General features: G+C 59.1%; 19 protein-coding genes and 1 tRNA gene. 11 read left to right on the top strand and 9 right to left on the bottom strand.

What is annotated here, in order from left to right:
* The first annotated feature begins 10 nt into the window (after positions 1 to 10).
* Positions 11 to 811 (top strand): AraC family transcriptional regulator, encoded by an 801-nt coding sequence (locus tag ACMGG9_RS08150; protein WP_033642662.1) that lies wholly within the window; start codon positions 11 to 13, stop codon positions 809 to 811.
* Here the strand turns inward: ACMGG9_RS08150 and leuA are convergent.
* Positions 762 to 2,450 carry a 2-isopropylmalate synthase gene (leuA, locus tag ACMGG9_RS08145; protein WP_046686841.1) on the bottom strand — a complete coding sequence of 563 codons (1,689 nt, stop codon included), beginning with the start codon at positions 2,448 to 2,450 and terminating at the stop codon, positions 762 to 764. The two genes, ACMGG9_RS08150 and leuA, sit on opposite strands and share 50 nt — an antisense overlap.
* A 209-nt stretch (positions 2,451 to 2,659) precedes the next feature.
* Here leuA and ACMGG9_RS08140 point away from each other — a divergent pair, with 209 nt between their 5' ends.
* Together ACMGG9_RS08140 and ACMGG9_RS08135 are read left to right on the top strand one after the other, a co-directional pair.
* Positions 2,660 to 3,037, top strand: coding sequence for a MysB family protein (locus ACMGG9_RS08140; protein ID WP_015377419.1), 378 nt, complete (start codon positions 2,660 to 2,662; stop codon positions 3,035 to 3,037).
* A 33-nt stretch (positions 3,038 to 3,070) separates the two neighbouring features.
* Positions 3,071 to 3,616, top strand: coding sequence for a GNAT family N-acetyltransferase (locus ACMGG9_RS08135; protein WP_033650724.1), 546 nt, complete (start codon positions 3,071 to 3,073; stop codon positions 3,614 to 3,616).
* Positions 3,617 to 3,622: 6 nt separating this feature from the next.
* On the opposite strand, the gene ACMGG9_RS08130 is transcribed toward ACMGG9_RS08135, so the two are convergent.
* From ACMGG9_RS08130 to mdoG, 3 genes are all read right to left on the bottom strand, one after another.
* Complete coding sequence (locus ACMGG9_RS08130; RefSeq protein WP_016928222.1) at positions 3,623 to 3,820, bottom strand: YceK/YidQ family lipoprotein; 198 nt, start codon at positions 3,818 to 3,820, stop codon at positions 3,623 to 3,625.
* A gap of 211 nt (positions 3,821 to 4,031) precedes the next feature.
* Complete coding sequence (mdoH, locus tag ACMGG9_RS08125) at positions 4,032 to 6,590, bottom strand: glucans biosynthesis glucosyltransferase MdoH (RefSeq protein WP_033650723.1); 2,559 nt, start codon at positions 6,588 to 6,590, stop codon at positions 4,032 to 4,034.
* Positions 6,583 to 8,151, bottom strand: a complete 1,569-nt coding sequence (gene mdoG, locus ACMGG9_RS08120; protein ID WP_169539530.1) for a glucans biosynthesis protein MdoG — start codon at positions 8,149 to 8,151, stop codon at positions 6,583 to 6,585. The genes mdoH and mdoG overlap by 8 nt, the downstream gene beginning before the upstream one ends.
* A gap of 259 nt (positions 8,152 to 8,410) precedes the next feature.
* Between mdoG and mdoC the strand changes: the two genes are divergently transcribed.
* The 5 genes from mdoC (at position 8,411) to ACMGG9_RS08095 (ending at position 13,679) form a co-directional block, all read left to right on the top strand.
* Positions 8,411 to 9,541 (top strand): glucans biosynthesis protein MdoC, encoded by a 1,131-nt coding sequence (mdoC, locus tag ACMGG9_RS08115; protein WP_414162058.1) that lies wholly within the window; start codon positions 8,411 to 8,413, stop codon positions 9,539 to 9,541.
* Positions 9,542 to 9,758: 217 nt separating this feature from the next.
* Complete coding sequence (locus ACMGG9_RS08110; RefSeq protein ID WP_164106098.1) at positions 9,759 to 10,775, top strand: acyltransferase family protein; 1,017 nt, start codon at positions 9,759 to 9,761, stop codon at positions 10,773 to 10,775.
* Positions 10,776 to 11,077: 302 nt separating this feature from the next.
* Entirely contained in the window at positions 11,078 to 11,302 is a 225-nt protein-coding gene (locus tag ACMGG9_RS08105; RefSeq protein ID WP_033650720.1) for a hypothetical protein, read from the top strand.
* A 283-nt stretch (positions 11,303 to 11,585) separates the two neighbouring features.
* Positions 11,586 to 13,307, top strand: a complete 1,722-nt coding sequence (locus ACMGG9_RS08100) for a potassium/proton antiporter (RefSeq protein WP_004927894.1) — start codon at positions 11,586 to 11,588, stop codon at positions 13,305 to 13,307.
* 243 nt (positions 13,308 to 13,550) lie between these two features.
* Positions 13,551 to 13,679 carry a hypothetical protein gene (locus ACMGG9_RS08095; RefSeq protein ID WP_033642652.1) on the top strand — a complete coding sequence of 43 codons (129 nt, stop codon included), beginning with the start codon at positions 13,551 to 13,553 and terminating at the stop codon, positions 13,677 to 13,679.
* A 60-nt stretch (positions 13,680 to 13,739) separates the two neighbouring features.
* Here ACMGG9_RS08095 and ACMGG9_RS08090 read toward each other — a convergent pair whose 3' ends face one another.
* The 5 genes from ACMGG9_RS08090 to cho form a co-directional block, all read right to left on the bottom strand.
* On the bottom strand, positions 13,740 to 13,871 hold the full coding sequence (locus ACMGG9_RS08090; RefSeq protein ID WP_015377413.1) for a hypothetical protein: 132 nt from the start codon (positions 13,869 to 13,871) through the stop codon (positions 13,740 to 13,742).
* A 69-nt stretch (positions 13,872 to 13,940) separates the two neighbouring features.
* Entirely contained in the window at positions 13,941 to 14,444 is a 504-nt protein-coding gene (locus tag ACMGG9_RS08085) for a YlaC family protein (protein ID WP_033642651.1), read from the bottom strand.
* Between the two features lie 123 nt (positions 14,445 to 14,567).
* The gene (locus ACMGG9_RS08080; RefSeq protein WP_033642650.1) at positions 14,568 to 14,867 is read right to left on the bottom strand and encodes a sigma-S stabilization anti-adapter protein IraP; all 300 of its coding nucleotides are present in this window, start codon (positions 14,865 to 14,867) and stop codon (positions 14,568 to 14,570) included.
* Positions 14,868 to 15,053: 186 nt separating this feature from the next.
* Positions 15,054 to 15,150, bottom strand: a tRNA-OTHER gene (locus tag ACMGG9_RS08075).
* A gap of 112 nt (positions 15,151 to 15,262) precedes the next feature.
* A complete protein-coding gene (gene cho / locus ACMGG9_RS08070) occupies positions 15,263 to 16,111 on the bottom strand; it encodes an excinuclease Cho (protein ID WP_414162057.1) in 849 nt (282 codons plus the stop codon).
* 216 nt (positions 16,112 to 16,327) lie between these two features.
* Between cho and ACMGG9_RS08065 the strand changes: the two genes are divergently transcribed.
* From ACMGG9_RS08065 to ACMGG9_RS08055, 3 genes are read left to right on the top strand one after another with little or no spacing between them, the layout of a single operon-like run.
* Positions 16,328 to 17,533 (top strand): efflux RND transporter periplasmic adaptor subunit, encoded by a 1,206-nt coding sequence (locus ACMGG9_RS08065; RefSeq protein WP_080280844.1) that lies wholly within the window; start codon positions 16,328 to 16,330, stop codon positions 17,531 to 17,533.
* Positions 17,530 to 19,467, top strand: a complete 1,938-nt coding sequence (locus ACMGG9_RS08060) for a MacB family efflux pump subunit (RefSeq protein WP_414162056.1) — start codon at positions 17,530 to 17,532, stop codon at positions 19,465 to 19,467. Before ACMGG9_RS08065 ends, ACMGG9_RS08060 begins: the two co-directional genes overlap by 4 nt.
* A 3-nt stretch (positions 19,468 to 19,470) precedes the next feature.
* Positions 19,471 to 20,838, top strand: coding sequence for a TolC family protein (locus tag ACMGG9_RS08055; protein WP_216473514.1), 1,368 nt, complete (start codon positions 19,471 to 19,473; stop codon positions 20,836 to 20,838).
* The last annotated feature ends 31 nt before the right edge of the window (positions 20,839 to 20,869 follow it).

The following is a 20,869-nucleotide window of genomic DNA, read 5'->3' as shown; positions in this document are numbered from 1 at the left end:
GGCGCCAGCGATGCTATTTTTTCACGACGTTCTGCCGCCCGATCAGCCTGTCCGGCCGTTAGCCAGGGATTATCATCATGGCGACAGCGAGCCGGAGCACTACCATAACTGCGCGCAGCTGATCCACAGCCTGAGCGGCGTGGTGCAGGTCACTACCCGACTCGGCAGTTGGGTGGTGCCGCCCGGCCGCGGCGTCTGGGTACCGGCGAAAGTGGTGCACAGTCTGCGCATCACCGGCCAGGTAGCGGCCAGGACGTTGTTCATCGATCCGCTGGCGCGCGCCGATCTGCCGGCTCAGTGCCAGGTGGTGCAGGTGTCGCCGCTGCTGCGCGAGCTGATTATCAGCGCGATGGAGATTGCGCCCGGCTACCCCAGCGGCGGGCGCGACGAGCGCATCATGGAGTTGATTCTGGATGAATTACGGGTACTGCCGAGCTTGCCGCTGCACCTGCCCGAGCCGCGCGAGGCCTCGCTGCTCGCCCTGTGCCGCCATATTCAGGCCACGCTGGCGCAGCCCTGGACGCTGGAACAGGCGGCCGAACGCCTCAATGTCAGCGGACGCACCCTGTCGCGGCGCTTCCAGCGAGAAACCGGGCTGCGTTTTGGCGATTGGGTGCGACGCGCCCGTTTACTGGCGGCGCTGAACGCGCTGGCGATCGGACGTTCGGTGTTGGAAGTGGCGCTGGATCTCGGCTATGACAGCCCCAGCGCGTTCAGCGCCATGTTTCGCCGGGTGCTGGGGGTAGCGCCCAGCGACTATTTCAGCCGGGCCGCGCCGACGTTGACGCCAGATAGCGCCCGGCGACGTTGAACAACGCCTGCAGCGAAGCGCTGGCGGAGTCGACGTCGATGCCAACGCCGTAGCTCGCCTCGCCGTGCGGCAAAACGCAGCGAATGTAAGCCACCGCTCGGCTGTCGCTCTGATGCCCCAGCGTATGCTCGTGGTAATCTTCGATAGCCAACGGCAAACCGAAGCGTTGGCGCAGCGCATCCACCGCGCTGGAAAGCAGGCCGTTGCCGGCCCCCTGCAGCTGCAGAGGCTCCCCCTGCCAGGCGACTCGCGCGTTGAAACTGTACGCTTCCACGCCGTGACTTTCCGTTTGATAGCTCAACAGCTGCAAGCGCGGCTGCTCCACCAGCCCGTAAGTGTCGCGGAATAAGCGCCACAGCTGCGCGACGCTCATTTCCTTACCGCTGCCGTCGGTCGCCCGCTGGACCACCTGGCTGAAATCAATCTGCAAACCGCGCGGCAGCGCCAGCCCATGGTTCTGCTCCAACAGCCAGGCGGCGCCGCTTTTGCCGGACTGGCTGTTAACCCGGATCACCGCCTCATAGCTGCAGCCGACATCGGCGGGATCGAGCGGCAGGTAAGGCACCTGCCACCAGCCATCTTGCCGCTGCCGTTGCGCGGCGAAGCCTTTCTTGATCGCATCCTGATGCGATCCGGAGAAGGCGGTAAACACCAATTCGCCGGCATAAGGATGGCGAGGATGCACTGGCAGCTGATTGCACTGTTCCACCACCTCCACCACCTGCTTCAAGCGGCTGAAGTCCAGGCCCGGCGCCACGCCCTGGGTATAGAGATTCAACGCCAACGTGACCAGATCGACGTTGCCGGTACGCTCGCCGTTGCCGAACAGGCAGCCTTCGACCCGATCGGCGCCGGCCAGCAGCGCCAGCTCGGCGCAGGCGACGCCGGTGCCGCGATCGTTATGCGGGTGCACGCCGATCGTCACATCAGCGCGACGGCTGAAGTGGCGACAGAACCATTCGATCTGATCGGCATACACGTTGGGCGTACTCACTTCCACCGTCGCCGGCAGGTTGATGATCATCGGCCGCTGTGCCCCCGGTTGCCAAACATCCGCCACCGCTTCGCAGATCTCCAGCGCGAACGCCAATTCGGTAAAGCAGAAGGTTTCCGGCGAATATTCGAAGCACCAGACGGTATCAGGCTGTGCCTCGCAATGCCGGCGAATGCGCCGCGCGCCGTTCACCGCCAGCGCCACGGTAGCCGCCTTATCCTGGCGGAACACGATGTCGCGAAACATCGGCGCCGTGGCGTTGTACAGATGCACGATAGCCCGCGGCGCTCCCTGCAGCGCCTCGAAGGTGCGGTCGATCAGATCGTCGCGCGACTGCGTCAGCACCTGAATGGTGACATCGTCCGGGATCAGCCGCTCGTCGATCAGGGCGCGCACAAAGTCGAAGTCCGTTTGCGACGCCGAAGGGAAAGCCACCTCGATCTCTTTGAAACCGCACTGCAACAGCAGCTGATAGAACTCGCGCTTGCGCGCGTTATCCATGGGCTCCGCCAGCGCCTGGTTGCCGTCGCGCAGATCGCTGGAACACCAGCGCGGTGCCTGTCGCAGGGTACGCGAAGGCCACTGGCGATCCGGTAACGTCACCGGCGGGAACGGTCGGTATTTGCTTGAAGGGTCGATTAACATGGGCTTCTCCTGATGCCTGAGTGAACGATACCGTCATTATTTCCCGCCTCCGCGCTTGCTTCTCCCGCTTTGCGGACAACCGTCGTCGCAGAGCGGACAACAAAAAAATTTGCATCCTGCGCCAGTGAGACAACAATTAGTTTTGACGTTTTCCCCACCGCGCCGGCAGCACGCCGGACGCTTTACTCTCATTGTCAACGGAGGCGAACATGAGCCTGTATGCAACCCTGGAAGAAGCCATCGAGGCCGCACGCGAAGAGTTTCTCGACACCGCCGAAGGCGGCGGCGGTGACGAACCGCCGGTGCCGCAGCAGTTCAATCTGCAAAAGTACGTGATGCAGGATGGCGACACGATGTGGCAGGCGGAGTTCTTCGAAGAAGAAGGCGAGGCGGTGGAATGCCTGACGCTGCGCAGCGGTGCGGCGGCGCAGGCGATCTTCGACGGTGACTACGACGAGGTGGAAATCACCGCCGAGTGGATAGACGAAAACACCCTGTACGAATGGGAGGAAGGCGACTTCCAGCTCGAGCCGCCGTTGGATACCGAAGAAGGCCAGGCCGCCGCCGATGAGTGGGATGAACGTTAACCCGCACGACGCTTTGAACGCCAAGGAGGCAGCATGAACATTCGCCAGGCCCGCCCCACCGACTACCCCGCCATTTTGCAGCTGCAGGCGGAAAACGTGCCGGAAGCGCTCGATGAGCGCCAAAAACGGCAGGGATTTATCGTATCGCGCATGAATGAGGCGCAGCTGACGGCAATCAACCGCGGCATCGGCATATGGGTGGCGGAACAGGAAGGCCAACTGGCGGGGTTCGTTTGCCTGATGCCCGCCGACGCGCAGCCGCGGCCGCCGGTGGTGGATGCGATGCTGGCGACGCTCGCCACGCACTCCTTCGCCGGACGGCCGCTGCGTGAGCAGCGGGTATTTCTCTACGGCCCGGTCTGCCTCAGCATGGCCTGGCGCGGCAAAGGCGTATTAAAGCGCCTCTACGCCGCAGTCAAAGCGCACACCCGCCATGATTACGACGTGGGCGCACTGTTTATCGACGACGACAACCCGCATTCGTTGGCCGCTCACGTGCAAGGGCTGGGGATGACGGCGCTGGCGCCTTTCCATTGCGGGCAGAAAGGCTACCAGTTGGTGGTGTTCGCCACCCGCTGAACGAAGTTACTCGTAGGGGCCATGCTGCGCATCGAACGGCAGCATAAAGGTGTCCACCACCATCGACAGCGGCACGTCTATCACCGTGACGTAGCGCCAGGGCGTATCGCGCAGATCCCACTGCACGCCGGGATAATACTGATGACCGTGCCCGGCGCCGGGCACGGTGCGGCTGATGATGCTGCCGCAGCCGGTTAGGGCCATCACGCCGGCCGTCACGCAGGCCAGGCGAAAGTAGGAAGAGAGCTTCACGACATTGACTCTGAGAAAGGGGTTGTTTCGCGAGTGAACAACGCATCGGCCGCAGTCTATCACAGTTCCCTTTTTTCACCGGCACCGGCGCGCTCAGGCAAAAGGTAAAAAAAACGGGGAACGCGCCGTGCGCATTCCCCGTCTAAGCGTTGCCGTTAAGCGATTAACGCCGGCCAGTTGGGTGCGCCAGCGGGTTGTGCGGCAACTGCTGGTAGTGTTCACGCCAGGCGGCGCCTTCCGGCAGCAGCCAGACGCGCTGGTGCAGACGAGCCAGCGTGACCGGATCGCTCAGCAGTTCCAGGCGCTTGCCCTTCACCAGCTTCTCCGGCCCCAGCTGCAGCGCTTCGTTTACCCGCTCCTCGCGATTGCGATCGAGCGTCGCGCGCAGGTGGTGACGCGCCGTCGCCAGCGCCGTCGCCAACGCGTTGAAGGACGGGTTGACCACCGCGTGCATAAAGCCGTTGGTCAACGCGCGGTTGCGGTTGAGATGCAGGTACTCTTCCGTCGCCAGCAGCTCACGCGGCGGATTGTACTCTTCCGGGATCAGGAACAGCTTGGCGCGTTTGCTTTTCATGCCCAGCGTCGCGCGGCTCGACAGCACCGACACGAACGGCGACAGGATCAGCGAGAACACGATTGGCGACAGCCACCACAGGAAACGCAGATCCAGCCACGCCATGCCGCCGGCCCACACCAGGCCCAGCAACATCTGCGAGCCATGGCGGCGGAACGCTTCGCCCCACGGCGTGTCGTCGTCGTCACGCTGCGGCGAATTCCACACCACTTCCCAACCGAGGAAGGCGCTCACCACGAACACGGTATGGAACAGCATGCGCACCGGCGCCAACAGCACCGAGAACAGCATTTCCATCAGCATCGAAATGAACAAACGGAACGCGCCGCCATACTCTTTCGCCCCCTTGGCCCAGATCAGCACGATGCTGAGCAGCTTCGGCAGGAACAGCAGCACCAGCGTGGTGGAGAACAGCGCTATCGCCAGCTCCGGCCGCCACTGCGGCCAGACCGGGAACAGCTGCCGCGGCTGCAGGAAGTATTGCGGCTCCATCAGGGTATGCACCACCTGCAATGCGGTGGAGAGCGCCAGGAACATGAACCACAGCGGCGCCGACAGGTAGGACATCACGCCGGTGAGGAACACCGCACGGTGCACCGGGTGCATGCCCTTCACCAGGAACAGGCGGAAGTTCATCAGGTTGCCGTGGCACCAGCGACGGTCGCGTTTCAGCTCATCCAGCAGGTTCGGCGGCAGCTCTTCGTAACTGCCCGGCAGATCGTAAGCGATCCACACGCCCCAGCCGGCGCGGCGCATCAGCGCCGCTTCAACGAAGTCGTGCGACAAGATAGAACCGGCGAAGGAGCCCTCGCCCGGCAGCGGCGCCAGCGCACAGTGCTCGATAAACGGCTTCACGCGGATGATGGCGTTATGGCCCCAGTAGTGCGACTCGCCCAGTTGCCAGAAATGCAGACCGGCGGTAAACAGCGGCCCGTAAACGCGGGTAGCGAACTGCTGCACGCGCGCGTACAGGGTATCCATGCCGGACGCCTTCGGCGCGGACTGGATGATGCCGGCGTTCGGGTTGGCTTCCATCAGGCGCACCAGCCCGGTGAGGCATTCGCCGCTCATCACGCTGTCAGCATCCAGGATCACCATGTAGCTGTACTCACCGCCCCAGCGACGGCAGAAGTCGTCGATGTTGCCGCTCTTGCGTTTGACGCGGCGGCGGCGGCGGCGATAGAAGATGCGGCCGTGGCCGTCGACATCGCGGCACAGCTCCATCCACGCCTTTTGCTCGGCCACGCAGATGTCCGGATCGTAGCTGTCGCTCAGCACGTAGATATCGAAGTGTTCCAGCTGACCGGTCGCGGCGACGGACTCATAGGTCGCGCGCAGGCCGGCGAACACGCGTTCGACGTCTTCGTTGCAGATCGGCATGATCAGCGCGGTGCGGTGCGCCGGGTTGATCGGCTCATCGCCCTTGATGGTGGAGGAAATGCTGTATTTGTCCTTGCCGATCAGCAGCTGCAGGAAGCCCATCAGCGCGGTCCAGAAACCGGCCGAGACCCAGCAGAACAGCACGGCGAACAGGATCAGAATGCCGGTTTGCAGCACATACGGCAGCAGCTGCAGCACCGACTGCATCAGATCCTGGTCCAGCATGGCGATAGGATCGATCAGCGCCCAGCCCTGGTAAGGCAAGATGGTTTTCATATACCAGGTGGCGATGCCGGTTTGCACCAGCATCAGCACCAGCAGCACATAGCGGCGCATGGAGCCGACGGTACGCCAGCGGTTCTCGGCCTCGGCCTCCTCTTTGGTGGCGTGCCGATTGTGCGGCGACCGCCCCAGCAGAGAATCCCAGAAGCGCGCCACCGGGTTGGTGCGCCAGGCTTCCGGGAACATGGTGGTGCGTTTGATCGGCGGCGTCGCCTTCAGAATGGCGCGCCCTTCGGCGTCGGTATCGAAGTCGTCATCGCTGACCGCATCCGGCCAGGCGCTTTCGATGCGCGGTTTGACCGAGGCCAGCGCCACGTCATCCGCCGACAGGCTATTGACGTTGGCGTCGGCGGCGCCCATCTGCCGATGGAGCGCCTCCAGAGCCTGAGCGTCATCCGCCGTTTTAGGGGTAAGCGCCTCCGACCGCTCGGCGGTCAGAGGCAGCGCCGCAAGATAATCCTGGGCGGGTTGAGTAGGCTTATTCATTGGCAGGTAGCTGATAGCTCCAGGTTTCCGACAGTGTCTTATCGCCATTGACCAGCGCCGCGCGCATTTCTACCGGCTTCTTGTCGTCTTTCACTTTCAGACGCACCGTCAGGCGCCAGCCTTTGGTCACTGGGTTATAGCGGACGTTGTTTTCTACCATTTCACCGTTGTCGCCGATGCTGATCTGAGAAGCGACCGGCGTATTGGCGTCCAGCGCTTTCAGCACCGGGCCGACGAAATCGACCAGGAAGGCGACGCTGCCGTCAGGCTCGCGGATCAGGTTGGACTGCTTCACGTCACCGGTCGAACGCATGGTCCGCGCCACATAGGCGATGTCTTGCGAATGCAGTTTGTCTTCATCGCGGGTGAAGTTCAGACGGTAGCTCAGCGTCAGCGGTTTTTTAGCCTCCGGCAAGGTATCCGGCGTCCAGAACGCGACGATGTTGTCGTTGGTTTCATCCGCCGTTGGGATCTCCACCAGCTCGACCTTGCCTTTGCCCCAGTCGCCCTTCGGTTCGATCCAGGCGCTCGGGCGCAGATCGTAACGATCGTCCAGATCTTCGTACTCTTTGAAGTTGCGACCGCGCTGCAGCAGACCGAAGCCTTTCGGATTCTCAACGGTATAGGTGCTGACGGACAGGTGTTTAGGATTGTTCAGCGGACGCCAGATCCACTCGCCGTTGCCGGCATGGATAGACAGACCGTTGGAATCGTGCAGCGCCGGGCGGTAGTTCAGCGTCGGCGACGGCTGGTTCGGGCCGAACAGGAACATGCTGGTCAGCGGCGCCAGGCCCAATTTGCCCACCTTATCGCGCAGGAACACTTTGGACTCGACGTCCACGGTGGTGTCACGGCCCGGGATCACCGTGAAACGGTAAGCGCCGGTGGCGCGCGGGGAATCCAGCAGCGCGTAGATCACCAGGTGTTTGTCGCCCTGCTTCGGACGCTCAACCCAGAATTCGCGGAAACGCGGGAACTCTTCGCCGGAAGGCAAAGCGGTATCGATAGCCAGACCACGAGCGGAAAGCCCGTAAACCTGCCCTTTACCCACCACGCGGAAATAGCTCGCGCCCAGCAGGCTCATAATCTCATCGTTTTTGTCGGCGCTGTTGATCGGGTAGAGCACCTTGAAGCCGGCAAAGCCGAGGTTCTTCACTGATTCAGGATCGTGTTTGACCGAGCCGAAATTGAAGTAATCCGGGCTGTACTTGATCTGTTTTACGCTGGTAGAGGTGACTTCGTTGATTTTCACCGGCGTATCGAAATACATCCCCTGATGATAAAACTCAAGCTTGAAAGGGGTTTTCAGCTTGCTCCAATAGGCTTTATCGTGATTGAACTGAATCTGCTGATAGTCTGCGAACTTCATCTCGCGGAACTGAGAAGGAAGGTTGCTCTTCGGGGCTTCGAAACCTTTCGCAGCCAGATCCTGCGCCTGCTTGGCCACATCATCAATAGAAAAGGCCCATGCCGGCGAACTGAACAGCGTGAACAATACGGTAGCACCTAACCAACGAACGCTCGCGGCGCGTGGTTGTCCGGATAATATATTAACTAGCACATCCCCCCCTATTCGTGTGCTCAAATCATTTAAATCCATATTAATGGATTACTCAGCTTTCCGACAACATGATAAATGGATGGTTCATGTTTACGGCTCATTGTTTAAGCAGCTGATGGAGCACCAGCGTAGCAAGCCGCGCAACAAGACGCTATGGAAAAATGCGAGGGGCTATAGTAGGGTTCCGGATAACAATTTAACGTTTGACGACTTATTAAGCGTGTTAATGAGCACCCGATTAAATCACCAGCGGTAATCTATGACTAAAGGCAGCAAACAGCGCGAGTTTTTCCTCGATTCGATCCGAGCCTATTTGATGCTGCTCGGCATTCCGTTTCACCTTTCCCTGATTTATTCCAGCCACGCCTGGGCGGTGAACAGCGCGTCGCCCTCCTTCTCGCTCACGGTGCTGAACGACTTCATCCACGCCTTCCGCATGCAGGTGTTCTTCGTGATTTCCGGCTACTTCTCCTACATGCTCTACGAGCGTTACGAGCGCCATCAGTGGCTGAAGGTCAGGCTGGAGCGGGTGGCGATCCCGCTGTTGAGCTCCATCCCGCTAATTACGGTGCCGCAATTTTTCATGCTGAAATATTTCACCGATAAATTAAACGGCTGGGACGAGTTTTCTCTCTATCAGAAAATAAATGTAACAGTTTGGGAATTGGTGTCTCATCTGTGGTTCTTATTGACCCTGTCATTGTTAACCTTCGCCTGCTTTTATCTGTTCCGCAAAATCAAGCGTCAAACCCGCGAGCCTATTCCAGCGTTAATCAACAGAATGCGTGGATTAGGAAACATCTCACTGTGTTTCTTTATTTATGCGGTATGCTATTCGGCCGCGCACCGTATTATTTTAATTTTCGCGCCGCAGCTATTATCCAATGGCCTGTTCAATTTCGTGGTGATGGAGACGATGTTCTACCTGCCGTTCTTCATCCTCGGCGCCTATGCGTTTAAGTATTTGTGGCTTAAAGAGATTTTTCTGCGCCGTTCGCCGCTGGCGCTGCTCGGCTCGCTGCTGCTGTTTAGCGCATATATGCTGAACCAGAAACTGTTGGCGCACAGCAGCTATATGTTCGAGCTGGAAGTGGTGATCAAAACCCTAATGGGGATCCTGATGACCAATGTGGTGTTCTCTTTCGGGCATAACCTGCTGAATTATCACTCGCCGCGCATCACCTATCTGGTCAACGCCTCGCTGTTTATATATCTGGTGCACCATCCGTTGACCCTGATATATGGCGCTTTCGTGACGCCTTATATCGGCAACAACCTGTTGGGGTTCTTGCTGGGCCTGCTGTTTGTGTTCTCGCTGGCCTTCGCTTTATATGAGCTGCACAAACGCATCCCGGTGCTGCGCTTCCTGTTCTCCGGCAAGCCGCAATAAGGCCTTACGCCATTTCTGGGTGATGAATTATCGCCCAGAAATTAACCGCATCAATGTTATGGTCCCTTCCATTACCGCTGCGGCATCGGCAGCACCCTGAGCATTTTCCTAATATTAATCCTAATCCCTGGGACGCATTGCAAAACGGCAACTGCCTGTTACGCTCACTATTGATACTTATAAATTAGTTGCGTTACTTTCTGGGCAAGGTACACATATGAGAGAAGCATGGGTCGATTATGCAAAAGGGATCGGCATCATTCTCGTGGTTTTCGGCCACGTCAACCGCGGTCTATACAGCGCAGGCATTCAACTTCCCGGCTCGTTCTATCAACTGACAGACAGCGTTATCTACAGCTTCCATATGCCGCTGTTTTTCTTCCTTTCAGGTTTGTTTTTTACGCAGTCGCTGGAGAGAAAGGGCAAAACTCGCTTCGTCATCAGCAAGATCGATACCATCGTCTACCCCTATGTGATCTGGTCGCTGCTGCAAGGCTTGGTGGAAGTCTTATTGTCACGTTACACCAATAATCCTTCGAGCCTCGGCGATGTCCTGGCGCTGTTTACGCATCCTCGCGCGCAGTTTTGGTTCTTGTATGCCTTGTTTATGGTCTTTGTGTTGGCAACTTTACTGTATAGCAAAGATGCATACCGTTATCTTCTGCCGGTGTTGATCGTCATCAGCATGGGGCTGTATCTCTACCAAGATAACCTCACCAAAGCCTTCCATTTCGATTACATCACCCGGTTCTTGATCTTCTTCCTTCTTGGCGCTTTGGCCGTTCGTTACGCTTCTCACATCGCCAATCTGGGCTTTGGCTCGCTGTTGGCTTCCCTGTTCGCGTTTATCGCGCTGCAATGGGGATTCCACGGCTATTCCGGCTTGCTGTATACCGATGCAGGAAGTTTCTCCCTGATACTGGCGGTTGAAGCCATCTTCTTCATCGTCACCCTATCGGTTATGTTGGCTAAAACGAAGCTTTCCTGGCTGCGCCGACTCGGTGAATTGAGCATGGTGATCTATCTGATGCATATCCTCGCCACCAGCGGTTTACGCATCATACTGACCAAGTTTCTGCACGTCAGCAATTGGCCGGCGCATGCGATCCTCGGCACTCTGGTTGGCTTGAGCGCGCCCATTATCGCTTATCTGCTGATACAGCGCCTGCATCTCAATTTTCTGTTGGAGCGTCCTCGCTTCAATAGTCGTCTGCAAAAAGAAAAAATCTCCTGAGGGCGGTTCCGCCGCCCCTGCCCGCTGTTCCTGACACTATACTTGATGGCGCAACCTGCCGGTTGCGTCTTCTTCCCCATGCCACACAGAGCACACATTGTTCAGCTTGACGTCGTCCGTTAAGGCAAAGTGATACGGCGGCATAGATAACCTGGCCGTTATAACTGCAATGCATAAGTAGAAATCCGGATCCCTGCCTTACGGTAGTGATTGGGCTCAACCCCCGAAGGGCTGCGCGATCGCTTGATTGATTCGATGGCGTTACCTGTCTCTCCCTTCCGTCACGACAGAGAGGATTTTGAATGACCGATAAAAACACCCAGGCTCAGGAAGCCGTAGCGGAAAACGCCACCCTGCTGAAGATCCTCAGCAGGTTGCTGTCCGCGCTGGATGCTTCGATCAGCGGTAAAGAACGCAGCGTTTTGGTCGCTGAGCTCTCCAACTTCAATCTCGACGGCATTTCCGAAGCGGAACGCAAACTGGCCGCCGAGCTGATCAAACGGTCGCTGGAATCGCTCGACCATTAACCCTACCGCGCCTGCAAACCATTAAGCCTGCCTGCGCGGGCTTAATGGTTTTTCCCACCGTGCAAACCCGGCATTATTGCCAAAATAGAAATACAGCAGCCTGATAATGTTGGATAAAAGGCAGAACTTCACCTCTTACCCTCACTTTCTTAGTTTAATCGCACCAAAGGGTAATAATTGATCGATTGTTTTCGCAATCAGCCTTGGCGTTTTACCCACTAAACACGTTATCATCGAAACACGCGCAGTGCCCCCTATCCCCCAGCCTCAGGAGAACGATATTTTGGATGCCAGCACCATTAACAGCTTGTTCGTCATCGGTGCCGTGCTGGTGGGGGCAAGCATTCTGCTCAGCTCATTTTCTTCCCGGCTCGGCATTCCGATCCTGGTGATCTTCCTCGCGATCGGCATGCTGGCCGGCGTTGACGGCCCCGGCGGCATCGTCTTCAGCAATTACCCGGTCGCTTATCTGGTCAGCAACCTCGCGTTGGCGGTGATCCTGCTCGACGGCGGCATGCGCACTCGGGTCAGCTCATTCCGCGTGGCGCTGTGGCCGGCACTGTCTCTCGCCACCGTCGGCGTGGTGATCACCGCAGGGCTGACCGGCATGGCCGCCGCCTGGCTGTTCAATCTCGATCTGTTGCAGGGGTTGCTGATCGGCGCCATCATCGGTTCTACCGACGCCGCCGCGGTATTTTCGCTGCTGGGCGGCAAAGGGCTGAACGAACGCGTCAGCGCCACGCTGGAGATCGAGTCCGGCAGCAACGATCCTATGGCGGTATTTCTCACCATCACGCTGATTGCGATGATCGCCGCCGGGGAAACCGCGCTGAGCTGGACCTTCCCGCTGCATCTGATGCAGCAGTTCGGCATGGGCATCGTCTTCGGTCTCGGCGGCGGCTGGCTGCTGCTGACGCTGATTAACCACATCAAGCTGGCGGACGGCCTCTACCCGCTGCTGGCGGTAAGCGGCGGCATTCTTATTTTCGCGCTGACCACGGCGCTGGACGGCAGCGGCATTCTGGCGGTGTACCTGTGCGGCCTGCTGCTGGGCAACCGTCCAATTCGCAACCGTCACGGCATCGTGCAAACCTTCGATGGCCTGGCATGGCTCAGCCAGATCGGCATGTTCCTGGTGCTCGGCCTGCTGCTCAACCCGCATGAGCTGCTGCCGATCGCCATCCCTGCCCTGCTGCTGTCGCTGTGGATGATCCTGTTCGCACGCCCGCTGTCGGTGTTTATCGGCCTGCTGCCGTTCCGCAGCTTTACCCTGCGCGAACGCGGCTTTATTTCCTGGGTTGGCCTGCGCGGCGCGGTACCGGTGATCCTGGCGGTGTTCCCGATGATGGCCGGGCTGCCCAACGCCCAGCTGTTCTTTAACGTGGCGTTCTTCGTGGTGCTGGTCTCCCTGCTGCTGCAAGGCACCACGCTGTCGTTCGCCGCCAAAAAGGCCAAGGTGATCGTGCCGCCGGCGCTGACGCCGATCTCCCGCGTTGGGCTGGACGTGCACCCGGAAAACCAGTGGGAACAGTTTGTGTATCAGCTTTCGGCGGAAAACTGGTGCGTCGGTGCCGCGCTGCGCGAGCTGAAAATGCCGCCCAATACCCGCATCGCCGCCCTGTTCCGCGGCAAAGAGCTGCTGCACCCTAGCGGCAGTACCCGGCTGCGCGAGAACGATATCCTGTGCGTTATCGGCCATGAGCACGATCTGCCGATCCTCGGCAAACTGTTTAGCCAAGCGCCGGCCGTGACGCTAGACGAACGCTTCTTCGGCGACTTTATCCTGCAATCCGACGCCCGTTTAAGCGACATCTCGCAGGTTTATGGCCTCAATCTGCAAGACGATGTCGACGAGCAACAGACGCTGGGGCAGTTCGTCATTCAGCTGATCGGCGGTGAACCGGTGATCGGCGACCAGGTGGAATGGGACGGCCTGACCTGGACCATTGCCGAAATGGAGGGCAATCAGGTCAGCAAGATAGGCGTCAGGATCGTGACCGACTAACGCGGCCGAGTTATCAGATGAGGGAACTTCTGGCCTTAAGAACGTTCTTAATCACTATCATGATGCATGAAGTACGGCGTCGCTGAATTATATCCGTTTGATATAAAAACAATTTAACAGCGGCGCCAACGGGGATTAGGGATGTGAACGGCAAGACTCGATTTCTTTCGGTGATGATGATTATGGCGCTGGGCGTAGCGGCGCTCGATCTCAGCATCGCCGGTTTGGTCCATAGACTTTTAATTGGATAATTTCAACGTGACGCAGCGGGAACAAGAAAAAGACATTCTGGGGAAAATACTGGTGACGGTGTCCGCGCTTTGCCTGATTCTGGTGGCGGCGTTCCTCATCTGGGGATTCATGCTGGACTGATACCGAGGACGCTCAGAGATAAAAAAAACCGCCGCGGCGGTTTTTTTATGGGTCAGGCGATCAGATCTTGCAACCTTCGCAGTCCGCTTCGTCTTCGAGGAATTCAGGGACCTCTTTTACCTTCTGCGCCGCTTTTTCTTCGGCTTTCGCCAGTTCGGCATCGATATCAAAATCGAAAATATCATCACTCATCGCTTGGTCCTCATTCTGCTTCGCGTTCAAACGCTGAGTATAATCGACAAGCCGCCGGCCGGAAACCTTTCAGTTTGCCGCCGCCAGCTGCGGTGGCTCATCCTGAGGCTTTTTTCCGTAGGCCATGTCGTACACGTCGTAGAAGTCGATTTCGCCCTTGTTGCCGATGATCACCCGCATCTTCTGTTTCAGCGCGGCGCCGATGGACGGCTCATCCAGCAGCTGCTGCACCGCATAAGGCGACAGCGCGCGGGTGAAGTACCACTCGCCGTTATAGCACACCCGCAGATCCAGCACCCCGATGTCTTCAAAGCGGTAGACCGGCCGGATCTCTATCAGCAGCATGGCGAACATGAACAGCACAAAGGCGGTGAAGCCGAGGAAGGCATACATCCCCATGTACGGCACCTGATACATCACGGCGATCACCGCGAAGTAACCGGCGAACATGGCAAGGCACAAATAGCGGTGAGTGCGGGCGAATTCGCTGTTGAAGCGCGGCTTGCCGTCGCGCCCTTCGCGCCGATTGATCTGTTCAATCTCTTTAACCAAGATGCTTTTAATCGCGTCCATCGTTACAACCTTATGCTGGAAACAGCATTGCCATCAAATCTCACCGCTAAAAGTAACACAAGTACAGTTTTGCCGGGTAGATCAGTTAACCAACTTAATGGCGGCAACTGTTATAGTTCGGCTTCAGCGTGGTTGAGCGGCTTTGCCTTGCGCAAACATGAACATGCGCTGGGCTACGTCGTCGGCCTGTTTGATTTTCTGCTTTTGCGGTTCGTTGCTGCGTTGAATGGCGCGGGCGTAGGCGATTTCATGGGCCTGATCGATCATCGCGATGATGCGATCACGTTCAGTCTTCTCCATATTGCCCAACATGGTGGTGATAATCGCCTGGTAAGCGTTGGACGCGGCGGTCAGCGCCTTCTCTCTCGCCTCGAGGGCGGCGACGCGTTGCAAGAGTTCCTGCAGTTGCTCGGAGTGGGACATATCGACCTCCTGTTGCCGGGCAGCAAGCCTGCCTGATTACAGTTTAGCAAAGGATCGAGAGAGAAAGAGGAAGGAAAGCCAGCGGTTACGGTAAAGCACACCCGAAAATCCCAACGAGGAGCCGATAGTGCAAATCAACCCGGGTGCGCTTTACGGTAAGCGCGATGAGATGAAGTGAAAGAAAGCTGGCGCGCTATGCAGGACTCGAACCCGCGTCTATCAATTTTCAAGCCAAAACAAGCCATTATAAAACCAATCACTCTGCCAACTGAGTTAATAGCGCGTTCCTTCGCTTCGGGGCGTTATTATCCATAACAACATTATGGACTCAAGCTTTTTTAGCATAATGCCCTGATTTTACGGATAAGTCTTAGGTTATCGCCAGCGTTATGGCCTTATGGCAGCTCAATAATCGGGTAATCGCCGGCGATAAGCGGCTTGCACAAAATCTTGTAGCCATCGCTGTCGAAATGGCTGGCCGCGCTCTGTAGCCGCTCCGCCTGCGCCAGATTGCCGACCGAGCCCAGATAAAACCAATTGTGGATCACATGGTACTGACGCAGCGTCTCGCCCTGCTCCTCCAGCGCCACGCGCCCGGCGAACGGCCAACAGGCGATGCGCAGCTGCTCAAGCGCCGCGCTGAGCCGCAGCGCATGCTCCTGCGCCGACTCCACGCCACAGCAGGCGCCCGCGCACTTGCGCAGGCTGTAGCGGAAACAGGCTCGCCCCGCCGGCAGCTTGTCGATCCCCAGCTTGCCGTAACATAAACGATGCTCGTCGGCGATGGCGCGCAGCTTTTCCAGCGCGGCGTGGCGATTGGCAAACAGCCCGTAGAGATGGGGCGTGACGGCGAAGTCGATCTCTTTGGCGTGAGCAACCGTCACCGCATCTGCCTGCAAGCGCAGCGCGCACAGCTGTTTCGAGCGCCGCAGACGTTTGTTGAACAGCGGCTGTTGTTGTTTGATCAACTGCGCCTCCAGCAACAATGCGCCCAACTCACCGGCGGTCTCGATAAAGCTGATGCGTCGGGTTTGGCGCAGCATTTTAGCCTCGTCCTGCGCGCGGAAGTGCGCCATCACCCGGCTGCGTATATTGACGCTTTTACCGATGTAAAGCGGCAGGCTCTCGCTTTGACCGTGAAACACATACACGCCCGGCCCTTTAGGCAACGGCGCCAGGCAGGCGCGCAGGTGCTCCGGGTATTGATAAATGTCGAGTTCTGGCTCGAGGCGGTTTGGCATCATGGCGGTGGCATTATCCTGCTGATGAATGAATACTGGTTTTTTACCCAGTATAACGCCCAACGCAGCCGGTTGCACACCCGGAGGATAATAACTCACCGTGATCTTTAACGGGAAAGCCTTTACTATCCCCTTTCCAGCGGGAAAGCGCCTCACGTTTAGCGCCAGTTCAAGCTGGCGCTGCCATGATGGCAGACTGGAACCGCCGCTTTTATCGTTATGGAAAACCTGGGTATGTCATCACTGAAACTCCCCTCCCGCCGTCTGGCGTTGATCGCCGCCATCGTTTTCATCGCCGTCGCCGTCGCGCTGGCCATCTTTTGGCAACGCCCGCCGCAGCAGGATTACGTTACCGCGCCGGCCCGCCTGGGCGATATCGAAAACGCCGTGCTGGCCACCGGGCGGCTGGATGCCATCGAACGCGTCAACGTCGGCGCCCGCGTCTCCGGCGAAGTCAAATCGCTGAAGGTCAAGCTGGGCGATCGCGTCACCAAAGGGCAACCGATCGCCGACATCGACGATCTGCAACAGCGCAACGATCTGCGCAACGCCGAAGCGGCGCTGAACGTAGTCAAAGCCAATATGTTAGCCAAACAGGCCTTGCTGAAACAGGCGGAGTCGCGTTTCAAACGCCAGCGCCGCATGCTGAACGACGAAGCCAGTTCTCGGGAAGACTTCGAGACCGCCGAAGCCTCGCTCGCCACCACTCGCGCCGATCTGCAGGCGCTCAATGCGCAGTTGGTGCAATCGCAGATCGAAGTCGAGAAGAAAAAAATCGATCTGGGCTATACCCGCGTGGTTGCGCCGATGGACGGCATTGTTATCGCCGTGGTCACGCAGCAGGGACAAACGGTCAACTCCAGCCAAAGTGCGCCGACCATCGTCAAGCTGGCGCGGCTGGATATGATGACCATCAAGGCGCAGATCTCCGAAGCCGACATCACCCGCATTTCGCCGGGACAAAAGGCTTACTTCACTATTTTCTCCGATCCGGATAAGCGCTACGACGCCACGCTGCGCACCATCGAGCTGGCACCGGAATCGGTGATGAAAGACGACTCGCTCGCCGGCACCAGCTCCGCTTCCGGCTCCGGCACCTCGAACGCCTCGGTCTATTACAACGCGCTGCTGGACGTGCCAAACCCGGAAAACCGCCTGCGCATCGCCATGACCGCGCAGGTGTCCTTGCTGCTCGGCGACGCGAAGAACACCCTGCTGGTGCCGATCCAGGCGGTGCATAAAATCGATGGCAAAGAGCAGCAGGTGCAGGTGCTGACCCAGGACCAGCGGTTGGAAACGCGCAAAGTGACCACCGGCATCACCAACAATGTCGACATTCAGATCCTCAGCGGCCTGAAAGCCGGTGAAACCGTGGTGCTGTCGCAGCCCGCCGCCAAATCGGCTGAGGATGGCATCTTCCTGTGAACGCGATCATCGAACTAAAAGGCATCAGCCGAACGTACACCAACGGCGGTCAAGCGTTAACGGTGTTGAAAGACATCGATCTGACCATCGCCGCCGGCGAGCTGGTGGCGATCATCGGCGCCTCCGGTTCCGGCAAATCGACGCTGATGAACATCATGGGCTGCCTCGACGTGCCGGATCGCGGCGATTACTACATCAGCGGCCAAAACGCCGCCCACCTGTCGCCGGACGAATTGGCCCGCCTGCGCCGCGAACATATCGGTTTTATCTTCCAGCGCTATCACCTGATGCCCGATCTCAGCGCGCTGGGCAACGTCGAAATCCCGGCCATCTACGCCAACGCCCGGCGCGATCAGCGTCGGCAGCGGGCGGCGCAATTGCTGGCGCGGTTGGGGCTTGAGGGACGCGAAGACCACAAGCCCGGCCAGCTTTCCGGCGGCCAACAGCAGCGCGTCAGCATCGCCCGCTCCCTGATCAACGGCGGTGAGATCATCCTGGCGGACGAACCGACCGGCGCGCTGGACACCCAATCCGGCCAGGAAGTGCTGGCGATCCTGAGCGAACTGAATCAGCGCGGCCACACCGTGGTGATCGTCACCCACGATATGAAAGTGGCGCAACATGCGCAGCGCGTCATCGAACTGCAAGACGGCAAGATCATCGCTGACAGCGGCCGCAAGTCGGCGTCCGGCCCATCGTTGCCGCCGCCGAACCGCAGCCGGCAAAGCGGCTGGCAACGCCTGATCGACCGCACCCGCGAATCGCTGCACATGGCGCTGAAAGCGATGAACGCTCATCGTCTGCGCACCGCGCTGACCATGACCGGCATCATCTTCGGCATCGCCGCCGTGGTCACGGTAGTGGCGCTGGGCGAAGGCGCCAAACAGCGCACGCTGGAAAACCTCAAAGATCTCGGCACTAACGTGGTAAGCATCTATCCGGGCCGCGATTTCTTCGACGACGCCATCGACAGCATCCGCACTCTGGTGCCGGCCGATGCCGACGCGCTGGCGCAGCAAAGCTTCGTCGACAGCGTCAGCCCGGAAGTAGACGCTTCCGACAGCATCCGTTTTCGCAGCAAATCCGCCACCGCCTCGATCACCGGCGTCGGGCGCGACTATTTCCGCGTTAACGGCGTCGAGCTGTTACAAGGCGTGACTTTCCGCGACGATCGTAATGCGCTGCAGGAAGTGATCATCGACGACAATGCGCGCCAGGCGCTGTTCGGCGATTTCGGCGTCGAGCCGCTCGGCCAGATCGTGTTTCTCGGCTCGGTGCCGGCCCGGGTGATCGGTGTGGCGAAAAGCAATCGCAACTACGCGCCCAATCGCATCACTGTTTGGATGCCCTACAGCACGGTGATGTATCGCATGGTAGGCAAACCGACGCTCAGCGGCATCACCGTTCGGCTAAAGGACAATGTCGCCAGCGAATCGGCCGTCACCGCTATCACACAGCTGTTGACCCAACGCCATGGCGTAAAAGATTTCCGTTTGTACAACTTCGATAAAATCCGAAAGTCCATCGAACGCACGTCAATGACTTTTAGCCTGCTGATCCTGATGGTGGCGTCCATCGCGCTGGTGATCGGCAGCCTGGGCGTGATGAACATCATGCTGGTCTCGGTGACCGAACGCACCCACGAAATCGGCGTGCGCATGGCGGTCGGCGCGCGGCGCAGCGACATCATGCAACAGTTCATGATAGAGGCGGTGCTGGTCTGTCTGATCGGCGGCGCTTTGGGCATCGCGCTGTCGTTCGCCGCCGGGTCGCTGTTCACCTCGCTGGCGGGCGGCATGTTCACCGCCATCTATTCCTGGCAAGCCGCCGCCACGGCATTTTTCTGTTCAACCTTAATCGGCATGATCTTCGGTTATCTCCCCGCCCGCAAAGCGGCAAGGATGGATCCGGTCATTTCATTGGCCAGCGAGTAACCCATGAAAATTTTATCTCCCCTGGCGTTAAGCCTCGCCGCCCTGCTCACCGCCGGCTGCGGCAATGCCCTGAAAAGCGACTACCGGGCGCCGCAGGTCAACTATCCTGCGGGGTGGCAATACGCTGCCGACAACGCCGCGCCGACGCCGTTCGACTGGCGCGATTTCCACGATCCCGAGCTCGATCGTTGGCTGCAACAGGTGATGGCGAGCAATAACGATCTGGCCGCCGCCGTGCTGCGCGTTTACCGCGCGCGACTCGAGGCGGAACGCGTCGGCATCAGCACCGCGCCTGGCGTCAGCGCCTCATTAGGCAGCAGCATTAATCGCCCGCTGTCCGAGTCCTCCGCGTGGAATAAAACCAGCAACGCGTCGCTCACCACCAGCTATGAGGTCGATCTGTGGGGCAAGCTGGCGCGCCAGCGCGACGCGGCCGAGTGGAGCAGCCAGGCTTCCGTGCAGGATCTGCAGGCGGCGCGCCTGAAGCTGTTGGCCGACGCCGCCGCCAACTACTGGCGCATCGGTTTTCTCAATCAACAAATCAGCGTCAGCCAGGCGAGCATCGCCTATGCCAAAACGACGCTGCGGCTGGCCAACGCCCGTTATCAGGCCGGCAGCATCTCGGCGCTGGACGTAGTGAATGCGGAACAAAACTTGCTGACGCAGGAACGCAGCCTGGTGGCGTTACAACACGATCGTCAACAGGCGCTGAACGAACAGGCGGTGCTGCTGGGCGCGCCATCAGGCCAGGCCACCATCGCGCCCGCGCGCCTGCCGACGACGGCGATGCCGCAGATCAACACCGGCATTCCCGCCAGCGTCCTGAGCCGTCGCCCGGATCTCAGCGCTCAAGAGCTGCGGTTGCGCGCCGCCCTGGCCAACGTCGATGAAAAACGTCTGCAATACTATCCCGCGTTCAGCCTGACCGGTTCACTGGGCGCCAGCAGCAGCGCGCTGCTGGAATTCCTGCGCAACCCGACGGGCAGCCTCAGCGCCGGCCTGACGCTGCCGTTCCTGCAGTGGCGGCAAATGGGCGTGGAGATCAAGATCGCCCGCAACGACTATGAACAGCAAGTTCTGGCCTTCAAGCAGGCGCTGTACAAAGCGATGGGCGATGTGAACAACGCGCTGTCACTGCGCACGCAGCTGCTGGCGCAGGAGACGCAGTTGCGCGCCTCACTGGCGTTGGCGCGTAAATCGGAGCGGTTGAACGAGGTCCGTTATCGACAGGGCGCCGTCACCATTACCGACTGGCTGAACGCTCAGGAACAACGCCGTCAGGCGGAACTGGCGGTGGATGAAAACCGTTTCGCGCAGTACCAGAATCTGGCGAAAATCTATCTCGAATTCGGCGGTTCATCGGCGCCGTAATCTCAGCGGCCTGGCCACCCGGCCAGGCGTT

This window comes from Serratia sp. BNK-10, from assembly GCF_047456065.1.
GTDB classification, from domain to species: Bacteria; Pseudomonadota; Gammaproteobacteria; order Enterobacterales; family Enterobacteriaceae; genus Serratia; species Serratia ureilytica.
Note: the sequence above shows the minus strand (reverse complement) of the source record. Positions and strands in the feature narration are given on the sequence as shown.

Bases quoted from the DNA above. Each gene is read 5' to 3' on its own strand.
- ACMGG9_RS08110 (WP_164106098.1), top strand. From the start codon at position 9,759: ATGAGAGAAGCATGGGTCGATTATGCAAAAGGGATCGGCATCATTCTC.
- ACMGG9_RS08105 (WP_033650720.1), top strand. From the start codon at position 11,078: ATGACCGATAAAAACACCCAGGCTCAGGAAGCCGTAGCGGAAAACGCC.
- leuA (WP_046686841.1), bottom strand. From the start codon at position 2,450: ATGTTAATCGACCCTTCAAGCAAATACCGACCGTTCCCGCCGGTGACG.
- ACMGG9_RS08055 (WP_216473514.1), top strand. From the start codon at position 19,471: ATGAAAATTTTATCTCCCCTGGCGTTAAGCCTCGCCGCCCTGCTCACC.
- mdoC (WP_414162058.1), top strand. From the start codon at position 8,411: ATGACTAAAGGCAGCAAACAGCGCGAGTTTTTCCTCGATTCGATCCGA.
- ACMGG9_RS08080 (WP_033642650.1), bottom strand. From the start codon at position 14,867: ATGTCCCACTCCGAGCAACTGCAGGAACTCTTGCAACGCGTCGCCGCC.
- cho (WP_414162057.1), bottom strand. From the start codon at position 16,111: ATGATGCCAAACCGCCTCGAGCCAGAACTCGACATTTATCAATACCCG.
- ACMGG9_RS08085 (WP_033642651.1), bottom strand. From the start codon at position 14,444: ATGGACGCGATTAAAAGCATCTTGGTTAAAGAGATTGAACAGATCAAT.
- ACMGG9_RS08065 (WP_080280844.1), top strand. From the start codon at position 16,328: ATGGAAAACCTGGGTATGTCATCACTGAAACTCCCCTCCCGCCGTCTG.
- ACMGG9_RS08150 (WP_033642662.1), top strand. From the start codon at position 11: ATGCTATTTTTTCACGACGTTCTGCCGCCCGATCAGCCTGTCCGGCCG.
- mdoH (WP_033650723.1), bottom strand. From the start codon at position 6,590: ATGAATAAGCCTACTCAACCCGCCCAGGATTATCTTGCGGCGCTGCCT.
- ACMGG9_RS08090 (WP_015377413.1), bottom strand. From the start codon at position 13,871: ATGAGTGATGATATTTTCGATTTTGATATCGATGCCGAACTGGCGAAA.
- ACMGG9_RS08140 (WP_015377419.1), top strand. From the start codon at position 2,660: ATGAGCCTGTATGCAACCCTGGAAGAAGCCATCGAGGCCGCACGCGAA.
- ACMGG9_RS08130 (WP_016928222.1), bottom strand. From the start codon at position 3,820: ATGGCCCTAACCGGCTGCGGCAGCATCATCAGCCGCACCGTGCCCGGC.
- ACMGG9_RS08135 (WP_033650724.1), top strand. From the start codon at position 3,071: ATGAACATTCGCCAGGCCCGCCCCACCGACTACCCCGCCATTTTGCAG.